The organism is Nonomuraea sp. NPDC049758 (assembly GCF_040674635.1).
In the GTDB taxonomy this organism is placed as follows: domain Bacteria; phylum Actinomycetota; class Actinomycetes; order Streptosporangiales; family Streptosporangiaceae; genus Nonomuraea.
Genome location: NZ_JBFAMZ010000001.1, coordinates 847,111 through 862,224, shown reverse-complemented (window position 1 = coordinate 862,224; position 15,114 = coordinate 847,111). Strand labels below are relative to the sequence as shown.

The window sequence follows — 15,114 nt, the reverse complement described above, 5'->3', positions numbered from 1 at the left end:
GGCCTCAACGCGGAAGCGGGCCGGGAAGGTTGACACCGGAACGCGAAAAGGGCGCGCCCCCCGGAAAGGGAGGGCGCGCCCGTCAGGGTCGGCGCAGGGGTTTACCAGTCGCCGCCGCCGAAGTCACCGCCGCCGAAGTCGCCGCCGCCGCCGCCGAAGTCGCCCCAGCCGCCGCCTCCGCCGCCGAAGTCGCCGCCGCCGCCGAAGTCACCGCCGCCGAGGTCGCCGCCGCCGCCGTCCTGGTAGCCCTCGGCGTAGCCGGCGCCGTAGCCGCCGCCGCCCCAGCCGCCGTGGAACATGCTGCCCATCATCGTGCCGATGAACATGCCGGTCATGATGTCGCCGAAGCCGCCGTAGTAGCCGTAGGCGTACGGCTGGTAGGCCGGGCCCGCGTCGTAGTAGGGGCGACGGTGACCGTCGACCATGACCTCGCGCATCTGCGGGTCGAAGCCGCGCTCGACGGCCTCGGCGTCCATCGCGCAGGCCGGCACGTCGCGCACCGCGCCGCCGGGCGGGGCCCAGCGCACGTCACGGGCCGACGGGCCGTGCTGCGGGTTGAAGAAGCAGGGGGCGCGCCGCTCGGGGATCGGCCGGTTGTTGACCTTGGCCTTCACCACGGCCAGCGCGTAACGGCCGTCCTCAAGGGTCTGGGTGACCTCGCGGACCTGGTCGGGCCGCTGGACCGCGTTGAGCTGGACCTTGGCCTTCTCGTAGGAGTCGAGCGCCTGCTGCCACTCGGTGATGTGCCCGCCGCCCTGGCCGGCGAGGGTGACGTCGGTGTCGAGCTCGGTGATCTCCTCACCCAGCTTGGTGACGTCCTCCTCCACGGTCTGCTTGACCGCGGCGAGGTCCTTGGCCTCCTGGATGGCGCGCTTCTTCTTCTTGTTCTTGGAGTAGAGGAAGTAGCCGCCACCGCCGACCACCAGCAGGCCGAGCAGGGCCACCAGCGCGAACTGGCCGCCGGCGCCGGGGTTGGCCTGGCTGCTGGGGCTGAGGGCGCCGCTGCGGTCGTTCTTGCCCGCCGCGTCGACCCGGTTCGCGAAGTCCTTCACGCCCGCGACGATGTCGCCCGAGTTGGCGTCCACCGAGAGCTTGACCAGCTGGCCGGCGAGGTTGTTCCGCAGGGCGTTGGACCCGGCGAACATCGTCTCGCCGTCGAACACCACCACCGTCACCCGGGGGCGACCGGCCTCGACCAGCGCCTTGCCCAGCGACGACAGGTACGGCCCGACGGTGGAGTTGTCAAAGGTGCCGTCGGGCAGCGCGACAGCGTAGATCTTGCTGTCGGCGTCCTTCAGCGCGTCGTTGATGTCACTCTGCTGGCTGGAGCTCAAGGGGGAGCCCGACACCACGTAGAGCGGGGCCTTCTTCCAGTTTTGCACCACAGTCTGTGCGTCAGGTGGCGCCGCCGCCGCGTTGGCGGCAGGGGACAGCGTGAGAACGACGAACAGCCCGGCGATCAGAGCCGCGATCGCGGCCCCTGCTCGGCGCAGCGAATGGGTCATTGGCAGCAAGCCTCCTTCGCCCATGAGGACGAACGGGCGGTCGGCAAAGTTCCTCACTGGGCACGTTACCTGCCCGCGACGGCACGCAGGCACGGGGGAGCGGGCTCAGGCGTCCTTGATCTCGCAGATCGTGGCGCCCGACGTGACGGTCTGGCCGACGGCGGCCGACAGGCCCGTGACGGTGCCCGACTTGTGGGCCGTCAGCGGCTGCTCCATCTTCATGGCCTCCAGCACCACGACCGTGTCGCCCTCGCTCACCACGTCGCCGTCGTTCGCGACGACCTTGACGATCGTGCCCTGCATCGGGCTGACCAGCGCGTCGCCGCCGGCCGCCGCGTGCTTCCGCGCGCCGCCGGCGCGGCGCGGCGCCTTGGCCGCGGCGGGCGCGGGCCCGGCCATGCCGAGCCCGGCCGGGAGCACCACCTCAAGGCGCTTGCCGCCGACCTCGACCGTCACCGTCTCGCGCACCGCCGGCGCGGCCGGAGCCGCGGCCACCTCGCCCGCGTACGGTTCGACCGGGTTGTCCCACTCGGTCTCGATCCACCGCGTGTGCACGGCGAACGGCTCGGACGTGAACGCCGGGTCCGTCACGACCGCCCGGTGGAAGGGCAGCACGGTCGGCATGCCGTCGATCTCGAACTCGGCCAGCGCCCGCCGGGCCCGGTCGAGGGCCTCGTGACGGGTGCGCCCGGTCACGATCAGCTTGGCCACCAGCGAGTCGAACGTCTGCGGCACCGTCATCCCGGCCTCGTAGCCCGAGTCGAGGCGGACGCCGGGCCCGGCCGGGGCGCGCATGGCGGTCAGCGTGCCGGGGGCGGGCAGGAAGTTGCGGCCGGCGTCCTCGGCGTTGATCCGGAACTCGATCGAGTGGCCGCGCAGGGCCGGGTCGTCGTAGCCCAGGAGCTCGCCGTCGGCGATCCGGAACATCTCGCGCACCAGATCGACGCCCGCGACCTCCTCGCTCACCGGGTGCTCGACCTGCAGCCGGGTGTTGACCTCCAGGAAGGAGATCGTGCCGTCCTGGCCGACGAGGAACTCGCAGGTGCCGGCGCCGACGTAGCCGGCCTCCTTCAGGATGGCCTTGGAGCTGGTGTAGAGGATGTCGATCTGCTCCGGCGACAGGAAGGGCGCGGGCGCCTCCTCCACCAGCTTCTGGTGGCGGCGCTGGAGCGAGCAGTCGCGGGTGCTGACCACGACCACGTTGCCCGCGTGGTCGGCCAGGCACTGGGTCTCGACGTGCCGGGGACGGTCGAGGTAGCGCTCGACGAAGCACTCGCCTCTGCCGAAGGCGGCCACGGCCTCGCGCACGGCGGACTCGTACAGCTCGGCGACCTCCTCCAGCCTGCGCGCGACCTTGATGCCGCGGCCGCCGCCGCCGTACGCGGCCTTGATCGCGATCGGCAGCCCGTGCTTCTCGGCGAAGGTCACGACCTCCTCGGCGCCGGAGACCGGGTCCTTGGTGCCGGCCACCAGCGGCGCGCCGACCTTCTGCGCGATGTGCCTGGCCTGCACCTTGTCGCCCAGCGCGGCGATGGCGGCCGGGGGCGGCCCGATCCAGGTGAGGCCGGCGTCGATGACGGCCTGCGCGAACGAGGCGTTCTCGGCCAGGAAGCCGTAGCCAGGATGGACGGCGTCGGCGCCGGAGCGCGCGGCGACGTCGAGCAGCTTGGCGATGTCGAGGTAGGTCTCGGCGGGGGACTGCCCGCCCAGCGCGTACGCCTCGTCGGCCACCCTGACGTGCAGGGCGTCGATGTCTTGGTCGGCGTAGACGGCCACGCTGCCGATCCCCGCGTCCGTGCACGCGCGGGCCACCCGTACGGCGATCTCGCCGCGATTGGCGATCAGAACCTTCCGCACCGACCTTCGTCCCTTCCTCGTGGTCCTCGTGAGTGATCAGCGGCCGAGGTACGCGCCGCCGTTCAGATGCAGCACCTGCCCCGTCATGTGCCCGGCTCCCGCGGACGCCAGGAAGAGAACGGTATCGGCCACGTCGGAGGGGGTGCCAGGGCGGCCGTTACGCGTGTTCTGCACGCGGGCCCTGATGCCCTCCTCCGTGAGCCTGCCGCGGAAGAACTCGGTCTCCATCACCAGGCCGGGAGCCACGACGTTGGCGGTGATGCCCCGGGGGCCCAGCTCGGCGGCCAGGTCGGCGGTCCAGGACTCGACGGCGGCCTTGGCGGCGCCGTACGAGCCGGAGCCGGTGCCGCGCGCGGCGATCGAGCCGATGGAGACGATCCGGCCGCCCTCGCCCATGCGCGGCGCGAGCGCGGTCGTGACCAGCACGGCGGACAGCAGGTTGGCGTTGAGGTTGGCCCACCACGTCTCGGCGACGTCCGCCAGGTCGCCGGACCGGTCGCGGTCCAGGTTCGTGTTGCCCCCGGCGTTGTTCACCAGGACGTCCACGTGGGCGGGCAGGCTGTCGAGCGCGTCCTGGACGGCGGCCGGGCTCGCGGCGTCGAACGGCACGTACGCCGCCCCCAGCCGCGCGGCGGCCTCCTTCAGCACGTGCTCGCGCCGGCCGGTGATCGTGACGCGGTCGCCGAGGGCGGCGAACGCCTCGGCGATGGCGTAACCGATGCCGGTGCCGCCACCCGTCACCACGACCTCGCGCATGAGTGGATCACTCCTTTAGATCCGAATAATCCTCTGGACGACCATAGCCGCTCGGCATAACGGGGGCGACGGGCGGTGGCCCGCTTTATGGTGAGGGCGCTTTCACCAGTTCCAGGAGGTATGCATGAGCCAGAGTATGCTCGGCGGCAACCCCGCGGAAATGCAGCAGATGGCCAGCCAGTTCACGCAGCAGTCAGAGGCGCTCCGCACCATCATGACCGCGCTCGACCGCGAGGCGGCCAAGGTCGGCACCGCGTGGACGGGCCCCGGAGCCCAGCGTTTCAGTCAGGCCTGGCAGAACTACCGCACGGCCTTCCAGCGCATGACCGAGGAGTTGCAGGAGGCTTCCCGGGTCATCGGCACGTACCAGCGGAACATCGAGTCCGCCACGCAGTGAGCACGGACAGGGGCCCTGGCCCGCCGCCGGGGCTTCTTCCGTCGTGAGGGGAGCTTTCCTCCCGGATCGGGCAGGCTACGCTCTTTCTCCATGATTGGTCGCGCCTTGGCGGCGAGCGTGCTCGCCCTGCAGTTCGCGGCGGCGCCGGCGCAGGCCGCGCCCGTGCGGTGCACGCCCAAGAAGGCCACCATGGCGATCGCCGAGACCTGGGCGCAGCGGCGGGTCAACGCGGAGAAGGTGTGGCCGCTGACCACGGGCCGGGGCGTCACGGTCGCCGTCATCGACAGCGGCGTGGACGAGACCCACCCCCAGATCCGGCTGGGCGGCAAGGCCGACCTCACCAACACCGGCTTTCGCGACTGCGTCGGCCACGGCACGGCGGTCGCCGGGCTCATCGCCGGCCAGCCGCGCAAGGACATCCCCTTCCACGGCGTCGCCCCCGGCGTGAGCCTGCTGTCGATCAAGTACGTCACCGGCGACAGGGGCGACGTGGGCCTGCTGGCCAAGGCCATCAAGACGGCCGTGGACGAGCACGCCGACGTGATCAACGTCTCTGTCGAGGCCTCCAACACCCCCGATCTGAAGGCGGCCGTCGACTACGCGCTGGAGCGGGACGTGGTGATCGTCGCCGCCGCCGGCAACCTGTCCAACGACGACGGCACCTCGACCCCCTCCTATCCCGCCGCGTACGACGGGGTGCTGTCGGTGGGCTCGGCGACCCCGGACGGCGGGCGCTCGACGTTCTCCAACCCCAACGCGGTCGCCGTGCTCGGCCCTGGAGAGGGCGTCAGCTCGACCTGGCCGCTCAAGGGGTACCAGTCCGCCCTGAAGGGCACGAGTTACGCCGCCCCGTACGTGACGGGCGTGGTCGCGCTCGTCCGCGCGCGGCATCCCGGGCTGACGCAGCTCCAGGTGCGCAGGCGCATCACGCTGACCGCCGACGGCGCGTCCGGGACGGGCACCGGCGCCGGGATGGTGAACCCGCTGCTCGCGGTGACCGCGGTGCTGCCGTCGGAGCAGGTGGCCGTGGCGCCGCCGGTGCCGCCGCCGCTGCCCGCGACCGTCGTGCGCAAGGCCGTGCCGCCGGACCAGCGGTCGATGGAGGTCGCGACGGTGATCGCGGCGGGCGGGTTCTCGCTGGTCGGGCTGGCGTTGGCGGCCTGGGTGTTCGTGCCCATGGGACGCAGGCGGCGCTGGCGCCCCGGCTCGCCGCCGGATATCGGAAGAATTGACGGTTAACTGTAAGAGTGGGTGCCCGAAACTGCTGATGCTTATGGGGCTTATTTGGTTAAATGTCTCTGATCATGACGGACTCCTGAAAGGACGGTCATGGTGGAGAAGGACTCCCCCCAGGCAGCAGTACCGGAGCGGATCGGCGATCACGAGATCGTGAGCCTGTTGGGACAGGGCCCGCGTGGCGCCGTTCATCTGGGCAAGGAGTCCGAGGACGCCGATCCGGTCGCCATCAAGACGCTGACCGTGGACCCCGCGGCCGACCCGGACTTCGTGACCCGGCTCAAGGACGTCGGCCGGGTGTCCAGCTCGTACGTGGCCCGCACGCTCGACGCCGGTGTCCAGGACGGCGTGCTCTACGTCGTACGTGAGCACGTCGAGGGACGTTCGCTGGCCGAGACCGTCGCCGCCGACGGCCCGCTGACCGGCGACGCGCTCGAACGCGTGGCGGTCGGCATGCTCACCGCGCTGACCGCGGTGCACCTGGCCGGATTCGCGCACCGAGGGCTCACCCCCGACAACGTGATCCTCACCGGCGAGGGGCTGCGCGTCACCGACATCGAGATCGGCGACCCGGCCGGCGAGATCGGCTACCGCGCCCCCGAGCAGCTCAACGGCCTCCAGTACGGGCCCTACGCCGACGTCTTCGCCTGGGCGGCGACCGTGGTGTTCGCCGCCACCGGCTCCGCGCCGTTCGGCCAGGACGCGCACGCCGTGCTCACGGACGAGCCCAAGGTGGACGGGCTGCCCGATCCGCTGCGCCAGACGGTCCTCGCGGCGCTGTCCAAGGACGTGTCCGGACGGCCCACGACGTACACGGCGCTGCTGCGCCTGCTGGGCGACGACAAGGCTCCCATGCCGGCGGCGCCGATCGAGGGCGTGCCCGTGCAGGCGCCGATCGACGGCGTGCCGGTGCAGATGCCGCCGTCCGACCCGGCGGAGCTCGTCACCCTGATCGACGGCCAGCCGCCGGTGCCGGGCCAGCCTCCGGTCCCGGGCCAGCCGCCCGTGCCGGGCCAGCCCCCGGTGCTGCCCCTGGCCATCGAGGGCGCCCCGATCCCCAACGGCCCGATGCAGCCGGGCCCGATCCCCAACGGCCCGATGCTGAACGGCCCGGTCCCGAACGGCCCGATGCAGCCCGGCCCGTTCGTGCCCGGTGTGCCGCCGCAGGGCCCGATGGGGCATGAGCCCATGCAGCCCGGCCCGATGCAGCCCGGCCCGATGCAGCCCGGCCCCATGCAGCACCTTCCCGTGAACGACGAGCCGGTGCAGGGCGTCCCGGTGCAGTACCCGCCGGTGCCCGTGCAGGCCGCCTGGGGGCCGCCGCCCGGACCGCAGAACCCGCCCGTGGAGCCGGCCCAGCCCGCGATGGCCGGTGCGGGCAGCACCGGACCGGCGCGCAAGCCGTTCCCCATCGGCCTGGTCGCCGGTGTGGTCGCGGTCATGCTGCTGTCGGCGATCGGCCTGTGGGGCGCGAGCCGCTACTCCTCCAGCGTCACCTTCGAGCCCGCCGCCGCGGCGGGCTCCGCGTCGCCCAGCTCGGGTGCGGCGGCGGCGGCCCAGAAGGCCGTCACCACCGTGCCGACGCAGCCCCAGCCCGAGGTCACCGCCCCCTGGGCGACCACGCCGTCCCCTGACGACGACGGCGTGGGCCCGCTGGTGCTGCCGGACGACGACACCTCCGCCGACACCCCGCAGGTGCCGGTGCTGACCACGGTGCCGACGCCGACGGCGACCCAGCAGCTGACGGTCCCGACGATCCAGCCGACCGTGCAGGAGCGGAAGACCACCAAGGAGCCCGAGCCGACGACCACGGTCACCAAGACGGTCACGCCGACCCCCTCCGCGACGCAGACGCAGACGCAGCAGCCGACCGAGACGCCCACCCAGAAGCCGAACGGCAAGCCCACGGAGAAGCAGACCGGAAAGCCCACGGAGAAGCCGACCGAGGAGCCGACCGAGACGCCCACCCCGACGCCCAGTGCGACGGCCACCCCGACGGCCACTGCCACGCCCACCCCGACGGTCACGCAGCAGCCGACCCAGACCCCGACCCAGAAGCCCACGCAGGCGCCGGAGCCCACGCAGAAGCCCACCCAGGAGCCGGAGCCCACGAAGACCTCCACGCCTCCGGCCACGTCGAAGCCGAATCCCTATTCGCCGATCCAGGTCTGCGGATCCGGTTTCGTGGTGCAGCGGTCGGCCCCGTTCTCCGGCGGCACGACGTACCAGCTCTACAACAGCAGCACCGGTATGAACTGCGTGGTCACCCTCAAGTCCGGCCCCGACGTGGGCAAGGCGACCCCGGTCAGCGCGACCCTGGAGGTGCAGGGCGGCACGAGCAGCACCGACCGCGGCAACTACGAGTACTACGCAGGGCCGGTCAGGCTCCCCGCCAAGGGCAAGTGCGTGCGTTACGCGGGTAGCGCGGGCACGGGCAGCACCAGTGCGGACTGGGCGAACTGCGGCTAGGTTTCAGTATCCGCGGTAGCCGGACCCGGTCTTCATGCCGACGACCCCCGGCACCGCGGACACACTGCCGTAGCGCTCGATCGAGTAGCGCACGCCCGCGATGATGTTGTCCACCGGGTTGTAGATGTCCCGGTGGCCGTCCAGGGCGTGGGCGTTGAAGGTCGGGTCGATCGTCTGCATGAGCCCCTTGGAGGGGTGCCCGGCGGCGGCGTTGGAGTCCCACAGGTTGATCGCGTGCGGATTCCCGCCGGACTCGTGCTGGATGATCATCCAGATGTCGTCGACGTTCATCTTCCCGACCGGATAGCCGTGCTCCTTGAGGATGGCGACGGCCTCCTCGATCCACTGCTTCACCTTGCCCGTGGGCGCCGGCCCGCCGCCCGCGGGAGGGGGCGGGCCGCTCGGGCCGTAGCCGCCGATGATGGGGCTGCCGCCGGTGCCCGAATAGGGCGAGGTGTAGCTCTGGGTACGCCGCCAGTCGAACCGGTGCCCGGCGTCCGGCACGAACTCCTGGTCGCCGGCCACCTTGATCTGGGCGAAGGTCGTCGTGCGCTCGCCCAGCGCCGTGCCGATGGCGTTCTTGGCGTCGGTGACGGCGTCCTTGGCGTCCTTGACCGGTTTCCTGGCGTTCTCGGTCTCCTCGCGGACCAGGCGGCCGATCTCGGCGTCCAGGTCCTCCTGCTTGGCGTCGGGGTTGGCCGTCCGGTGGTTCTGGACGCGGGTGAGCAGGCGGTCGCAGATGCCGTCCACCTGGCGCTGGGAGCTCTCCAGCACGCCGGCGGCGGCGTCGAGCGCGTCGGCGCAGGAGTTGAGCGCGTCGTGCAGGCCCTGCCCGGCCCTGCCGTAGTCCCCCATGTAGCGGACGAACGCGTCCGCCGAGTCGCCCTCCCAGGCCAGGTCCACGGTGGTGACGGCGCTGCCGAGCTGGCCGGAGTCGGCGAGCACCTTGCCCGCGGCCGTACGCCAGCGCTTGGCGATGCCGCGGATCGCGCCCGGGTCGCCGCTCACCTGCCCGGCCAGCGCGGCCAGCGTGGGACCGCCGGGCAGGGCGTTGATCGCCTCCGGTGCGCTCATGCCGGGGAGTTCGCCTTCCGCACGTTGCTCTCCACCAGGTCCAGGGCCCGCTCGACGCTCTGGACGAGGCTCCTGGCCTTGCCGAACTCGCGGTCGGCGACGCTCTCCACCTGGTCGACGGCGGTCGCCAGGGCCGCGGAGTCGGCCAGCTTGCCGAAGATCGAGGAGTCGGCGGCGCCGGCGGGGAAGCTCTCCGCCAGGTCGCCGAACTTGCCCGCCACGGTCTTGGCCGCGATGCGGCAGTCGTCCAGGGCCTCGAAGTGGATGTCCAGTCCCGCCATCACTCCTCCTCCGTCGGCGGCCAGAACGCCGTCTGCGCCAGCCGCGAGCCGAGCCTTCTGTCCACCACGAAGCCGCGTCCCGGAGGCTGCGGCTGGGCGCGTACGTTGCCGAACAGGAAGCCCTCGTCCCTGCTGCCGGACAGGATCACCGCGGGGCTGGCCATGTCCTTGACGCGCTGGATCACCGGGTCGAACATGGCCCGGCCCAGGCCGCCCATGGCCCGCGACATGATCAGGTGCAGTCCGATGTCACGGGCCTGCGGCAGCAACTCGACCAGCGGCAGCAGCGGGTTGTTGGACGTGGCCACCAGGTCGTAGTCGTCGACCACGATGTACAGGTCGGAGCCCTTCCACCAGTCGCGGGCGCGCAGCTGCTCGGGCGTGAGGTTGGCCGGCGGCAGGCGCTTGAGCAGGGCGTTGCGGGCGTCGTTGACCAGTTCGAGCGCGGCGGCACTGGAGGCGGCGTAGCCGATGCGGTTCTCGCTGACCGCCGTGTCCAGCAGCGACCGGCGGTAGTCGATCACGATCATCATGGCCTCGCGCGGCGTGTGCCGGGCGACGACGTTCTCGGCGATCACCTTGAGCATGTTGGACTTGCCGCTCTCGGTGTCGCCGACCACGACGAAGTGCGGGTCGGCGTCGAAGTCGATCAGCACGGGCGCGAGCGCGGCCTCGTCCACGCCGATCGCGATCCGCGACTTGCCGGTCTCTTCCACGCCCGGCAGCGACGCGGCGGGCAGCACCGACGGCAGCAGCCTGACCTGCTTGGCGGGCGGGCCCTGCCAGGAGTCCCCGATCGCCTGCACCAGGCCCTGGAGGCCGGCGGCCAGGTCGTCGGAGTCCTGCACGCCGTCGATCCTGGGCAGCGCGCCGAGGAAGTGCAGGCCGTCCTTGGTCAGGCCGCGTCCGGGCACGCCCTCCGGCACGGCCAGCGACTTCTTCCTGTTGATCTCGGACTCGTACGCGTCGCCGAGCTTGAGCTCCACCCGCGTGCCGAACAGGTCCCGGATGCCGGGCCGGAACTCCGACCACTTGCCGGTGGCCGCCACCACGTGGATGCCGTAGCCGAGGCCGCGCGCCGCCAGGTCGGTGATGACCGGCTCCAGGGCCTCGAAGTCCTGCCGGATCGTCAGCCAGCCGTCCACGACGAGGAAGATGTCGCCCCAGCCGTCGCCCTGGAGGGAGCCGTCGGCGACCCGCCTGCGGTAGGTGCTCATGGAGTCGACGCCGTTCTCGGTGAACTCCCGCTCCCGGTCGCGCAGGATCGAGGCGATCTCGGCCACCGTGCGGCGCACCCGGTCGGCGTCCAGCCTGGAGGCCACGCCGCCGACGTGCGGCAGCCCCTCCAGCGAGGCCAGCGCGCCGCCGCCGAAGTCCAGGCAGTAGAACTGCACCTCGCGCGGGGTGTGCGTGAGCGCCATGCTGGTGATCAGCGTGCGCAGCACCGTGCTCTTGCCGCTCTGCGGGCCGCCGGCCACGCCCACGTGCCCGGCCGCGCCGGACAGGTCCAGCCAGTACGGGTCCCGCCGCTGCTCGAACGGCCGGTCGATGATCCCCACCACGGCCTGCAACCGCCCGCGGCCGGTCCATCCGGCCGTGGACAGCCCCAGCTCGGGCGTGACCGTCAGCGGGGGCAGCAGGTGCGCCAGCGTGGGCGGCTCGGCCAGCGGCGGCAGCCAGATGCGGTGCGCGGGCGGCCCCTGGCCCACCAGGCGGCCGACGACGATGTCCAGGAGGCTCTGCTGCGCCTTGTTGCTCTCCTCCTGCGCCGCGGGGTCCTCGGGCGGCTCCTCGACCATCGGGACGGGCACGAAGTCGGGGCCGTACTCGACGATCTCCCGGACCGTCACCGAGCCGTCGGTAGTGGCGACGTGCCGCGGGTCGACCTGGTGGGGACCGGACACGTACGCGGCCTTGAACCGGGTCATGCCGGACGTGTCGAACTTCAGGTACCCGTTGCCCGGCGCGGACGGCAGCTCGTAGGCGTCGGCCACCCCCAGCACGACCCGGCTCTCCATGGCCGAGAACGTGCGCAGACCGATCCGGTACGAAAGGTGCGTGTCGAGCCCGCGCAGCCGTCCCTCCTCCAGCCGCTGCGAGGCCAGCAGCAGGTGCACGCCGAGCGAGCGCCCGAGCCGGCCGATCATCACGAACAGGTCGATGAACTCGGGCTTGGCCGTCAGCAGCTCGCTGAACTCGTCCAGGATGACGAACAGCGTGGGCAGCGGACGCAGGTTGGCGCCCTGCTCGCGGGCCCTCTCGTAGTCGCGCAGGGAGGCGTAGTTGCCGGCCGCGCGCAGCAGCTCCTGGCGGCGCACCATCTCGCCGTGCAGGGCGTCGTGCATGCGGTCCACGAGCGGCAGCTCGTCCTCCAGGTTGGTGATGACCGCGGAGACGTGCGAGAGGCCGTCCAGGCCGAGGAAGGTCGCGCCGCCCTTGAAGTCCACGAGCACGAAGTTGAGGATCTCCGAGGAGTGCGTGACCGCCAGGCCGAGCACCAGCGTGCGCAGCAGCTCGCTCTTGCCCGAGCCGGTCGCGCCGATGACCAGGCCGTGCGGGCCCATGCCGCCCTGGGCGGACTCCTTGATGTCCAGCTCGACCAGCCGGCCGTCGGCGCCGAGGCCGATCGGCACCCGCAGCCGGTTCCGTCCCGCGCGGGGCCGCCAGGTCACCGACGGCTCCAGCCGGGTCGGGTCGCCGACGCCGAGCAGCTCGGTCAGCGTCGTGTTGACCGCCAGCACGTCCTGGGCGTCGCCGCCCTTGGCCGAGGAGGCGCGCAGCGGCGCGAGCTGGCGGGCCAGCCCCTCGGCGCGCAGGTAGTCCAGCGCGTCGGGGTCGCCGAGCCGGTTGGTGTTCTCGCGGCCCGCGTGGTCCAGCTTGACCATGTGGAAGCCGGCGGCGTCGATGCGCAGCCGCAGCGTGCTGCGCTCCTCGACGGTCCCGGCCGAGTTCGACAGGTCGATCACGGTGACGCCGTCGATGGCGTCCGCGCCGAGCTGGGAGTCCTGCGGCACGTGCCCGCCGTCCAGGATGAGCACGTGGTACGGCAGCGCGTCCGGCGAGGCGCCCGGCTTGAAGCGGGCCCGCTCCTTCAGCTCCGCGCCCACCAGGCGGTCGAGCTGGGCCAGGTTCTCGGCCATGAGCCTGACCTGGCCGGCGCCGTCGGTCTCCTCGGGGTGCAGGGCGTGCGGCAGCCACTTGACCCAGTCCCAGTGGCTCATCCACTCCTTGCTCGCGCACACCATGATCCGCATGTCGTCGGGGGAGTGGAAGACGGCCATCTGCGCGATCATGGCCCGGACCAGGTCGCGGACCAGGGCGGGGTCGCCGTCCAGCTTGATGCGGGAGAAGGAGTGCAGCGCGACGGCGACCGGGAGGCGTTCGACGGTCGAGTGGGTGCGGATGAAGCGGCGCAGCGCGCCGGCCGACAGGGCGTCCAGGTCCTCGACCGGCTTGGAGTCCGGGGGGATGAGCTGGACGGCCAGCTTCTGGATGCCGGTGCCGAGGCGTACGGTGCTGAAGTCCTCGTCGCGGGGGCGGCGCTCCCACAGGCGCGGGCCCATCGCGGTCCACCACAGGGTGTCGGGGGCCGGGCCGCTCCACTCCAGCGCCTCGCGCTGCTGGATGGCCGCCTTGCGCACCTTCTTGCGGATCTGCGCCAGGTAGCGGAAGTAGTCGCGGCGGGCGCCGTTGAGCCGGGCCTTGCGCTCGCCGGCCTGGCGGCCCATCTGGCCGACCGTCATGCCGACCATCGAGAACGCGAACAGGCCGCTGGCGACGTACATGATGGGGTTGGCGTTGGTGCCGCCGGCGGTGAACATCAGGCCCATCGCCGCCGCGCCCGCCACCATCGGCAGGTACGTCAGCACCGCCATCATGCCTTGCGACTGGACCTCTGGGATCTCCGGCGGGGACTCCAGCAGGATCTCACCGCGCGGCGGCTTCGGGCTGGGGCGGCGCTCCGGGCGCCGTACTACGACGATGCTCACCCTTGTGACAGGCCCTTCTGGTGCTCGGAAGAACCTTCTTACCAGATGTGCCTAACGTCCGAGTTGAGGTCTGAGTTAACTCTGTCTCGCTATGTTGTGTTTGTGACATCGCTGGCCGAAATCCCTCCTCCACAGCAGGGCGCGTTGCACCAGGTGCCCGCTCCGCTCCCGCCGCTGTGCCACGTGACGGTGGTAGGGCCGCGCAGGAAGGCCGACCTGGCACTGCCCGCCGACATCCCGCTGCCGCACGTCCTCCCGGGGCTGCTCAGAGCCATGGGCGAGCTGGGCGGCGACATTGCCACCGCGCCCGGCTGGACGCTGCAGCGGCTCGGCGGCCCTCCCTTCGACCTGGGACAGAGCCTCGGCGCGCTGGGCGTGCTGGACGGCGAGATCCTCTACCTGCGCCCGCGCGCGGTGTCGCTGCCGCCGACCAGGTTCGACGACGTCGCCGACGTGGTCGCGACCGGCGTGCGCGAGGGCAAGGGCAAGTGGTCGCCCGACCTGACCCGCGGGCTCGGCGGCGGGGCGGCCTGCGGGCTGCTCGTCGCCGGCGCCGTGGCGCTGGCCTTCGGCGGCCTGACCCCGATGGTGACCGCGATCGTGGCCGGGTCGCTCGCGCTGCTGATCGTCGGCGTGGGGACGGCCATCTCGCGCGCGGTCGGCGACTCCGGCTCCGGCGCGGTGATCGGGTACGCCGCCCTCCCGTACGCGTTCCTGGCCGGGCTGCTGGCCCCGGCGGCCGGCGGCGGGCTGATGACCGTCGGCGCACCGCAACTGCTCGGGGCCCTGGCCTGCACCGCGCTGGTGGCCACGCTCGGCGGCACCGCGATCGCGGACGGCGTGCCGGGCTTCCTCGGCACGGCCATCGCCTCGATGACCGGCGCGGTCTGCGCGGCCGTCGTCATGGTGACGGGGGCGTCGCCCGCGGGTGTGGCGGCCGTGGGCGCGGCCGTCGTGATGGCGCTCAGCCCGCTGGTGCCCGTGTTGTCGTTCCGGCTGGCCCGCGTGCCGCTGCCGGTCATGCCCACCAACGCCGAGGAGCTGCGCGGCGACAACCAGCGGCTCGACAGCGCCTCGGTGCTGGAGCGCACCGGCGCGGCGCGGCGGTACGCGACCGGCATGGTCGTGGGCGTCGCGCTGGTCGGGGCCGGGGCGCACGCGATGTTCGTCGCGGACGGCCGGTGGATCTCGGTGGCGATGTCCCTGGTGCTGGCGTTCACGCAGATCATGCGGGCCCGGGTGTTCCAGGGCGTCGGGCAGCGGCTCTGGCTGCTGTTGGTCGGGCTGACCGCGCTCGGCGCGGTGGCCGTGTCCGTCGGGGTCGGCGTGGGCGGCGTGGCCTCGGTGGCCGTGGTGCTCGGGCTGCTGTGGGCGGCCATGGTGGTCGTCGGCATGGGCGTGTGGCTGCCCGGCGGCAGGCCCTCGCCGTTCTGGGGAAGGGCCGCCGACATCCTCGAATGGGCGCTGATCGTCGCGCTGGTGCCGCTGGCGCTCGGGGTGCTGGAGGTCTACGCCTGGGTGCGCGGCCTGGCCGGTTAGCCGGTTCGTCC

At 72.3% G+C, this 15,114-nt stretch carries 10 protein-coding genes; 4 read left to right on the top strand and 6 right to left on the bottom strand.

Annotated elements, in window-relative coordinates; translation table 11 throughout:
• Positions 1–101: 101 nt before the first annotated feature.
• From AB0J46_RS03975 to AB0J46_RS03965, 3 genes are all read right to left on the bottom strand, one after another.
• Entirely contained in the window at positions 102–1,505 is a 1,404-nt protein-coding gene (locus AB0J46_RS03975; protein WP_364326030.1) for a hypothetical protein, read from the bottom strand.
• Between the two features lie 105 nt (positions 1,506–1,610).
• Complete coding sequence (locus AB0J46_RS03970; RefSeq protein WP_364326027.1) at positions 1,611–3,362, bottom strand: biotin carboxylase N-terminal domain-containing protein; 1,752 nt, start codon at positions 3,360–3,362, stop codon at positions 1,611–1,613.
• A gap of 36 nt (positions 3,363–3,398) precedes the next feature.
• The gene (locus AB0J46_RS03965; RefSeq protein WP_364326024.1) at positions 3,399–4,118 is read right to left on the bottom strand and encodes an SDR family oxidoreductase; all 720 of its coding nucleotides are present in this window, start codon (positions 4,116–4,118) and stop codon (positions 3,399–3,401) included.
• A 124-nt stretch (positions 4,119–4,242) separates the two neighbouring features.
• Here AB0J46_RS03965 and AB0J46_RS03960 point away from each other — a divergent pair, with 124 nt between their 5' ends.
• From AB0J46_RS03960 to AB0J46_RS03950, 3 genes are all read left to right on the top strand, one after another.
• On the top strand, positions 4,243–4,515 hold the full coding sequence (locus tag AB0J46_RS03960) for a WXG100 family type VII secretion target (RefSeq protein WP_352326956.1): 273 nt from the start codon (positions 4,243–4,245) through the stop codon (positions 4,513–4,515).
• 90 nt (positions 4,516–4,605) lie between these two features.
• Entirely contained in the window at positions 4,606–5,754 is a 1,149-nt protein-coding gene (locus AB0J46_RS03955; RefSeq protein ID WP_364326021.1) for a S8 family serine peptidase, read from the top strand.
• 150 nt (positions 5,755–5,904) lie between these two features.
• Positions 5,905–8,220: a serine/threonine-protein kinase gene (locus tag AB0J46_RS03950; RefSeq protein ID WP_364326019.1), complete on the top strand. Its 2,316-nt coding sequence runs from the start codon at positions 5,905–5,907 to the stop codon at positions 8,218–8,220.
• Between the two features lie 3 nt (positions 8,221–8,223).
• Here AB0J46_RS03950 and AB0J46_RS03945 read toward each other — a convergent pair whose 3' ends face one another.
• From AB0J46_RS03945 to eccCa, 3 genes are read right to left on the bottom strand one after another with little or no spacing between them, the layout of a single operon-like run.
• Positions 8,224–9,294, bottom strand: coding sequence for a transglycosylase SLT domain-containing protein (locus AB0J46_RS03945; RefSeq protein ID WP_364326016.1), 1,071 nt, complete (start codon positions 9,292–9,294; stop codon positions 8,224–8,226).
• Entirely contained in the window at positions 9,291–9,575 is a 285-nt protein-coding gene (locus AB0J46_RS03940) for a hypothetical protein (RefSeq protein ID WP_352325334.1), read from the bottom strand. The genes AB0J46_RS03945 and AB0J46_RS03940 overlap by 4 nt, the downstream gene beginning before the upstream one ends.
• A complete protein-coding gene (gene eccCa / locus AB0J46_RS03935) occupies positions 9,575–13,564 on the bottom strand; it encodes a type VII secretion protein EccCa (protein ID WP_364326013.1) in 3,990 nt (1,329 codons plus the stop codon). Before eccCa ends, AB0J46_RS03940 begins: the two co-directional genes overlap by 1 nt.
• Positions 13,565–13,747: 183 nt before the next feature.
• Here eccCa and eccD point away from each other — a divergent pair, with 183 nt between their 5' ends.
• Positions 13,748–15,103: a type VII secretion integral membrane protein EccD gene (gene eccD / locus AB0J46_RS03930; RefSeq protein ID WP_364326010.1), complete on the top strand. Its 1,356-nt coding sequence runs from the start codon at positions 13,748–13,750 to the stop codon at positions 15,101–15,103.
• The last annotated feature ends 11 nt before the right edge of the window (positions 15,104–15,114 follow it).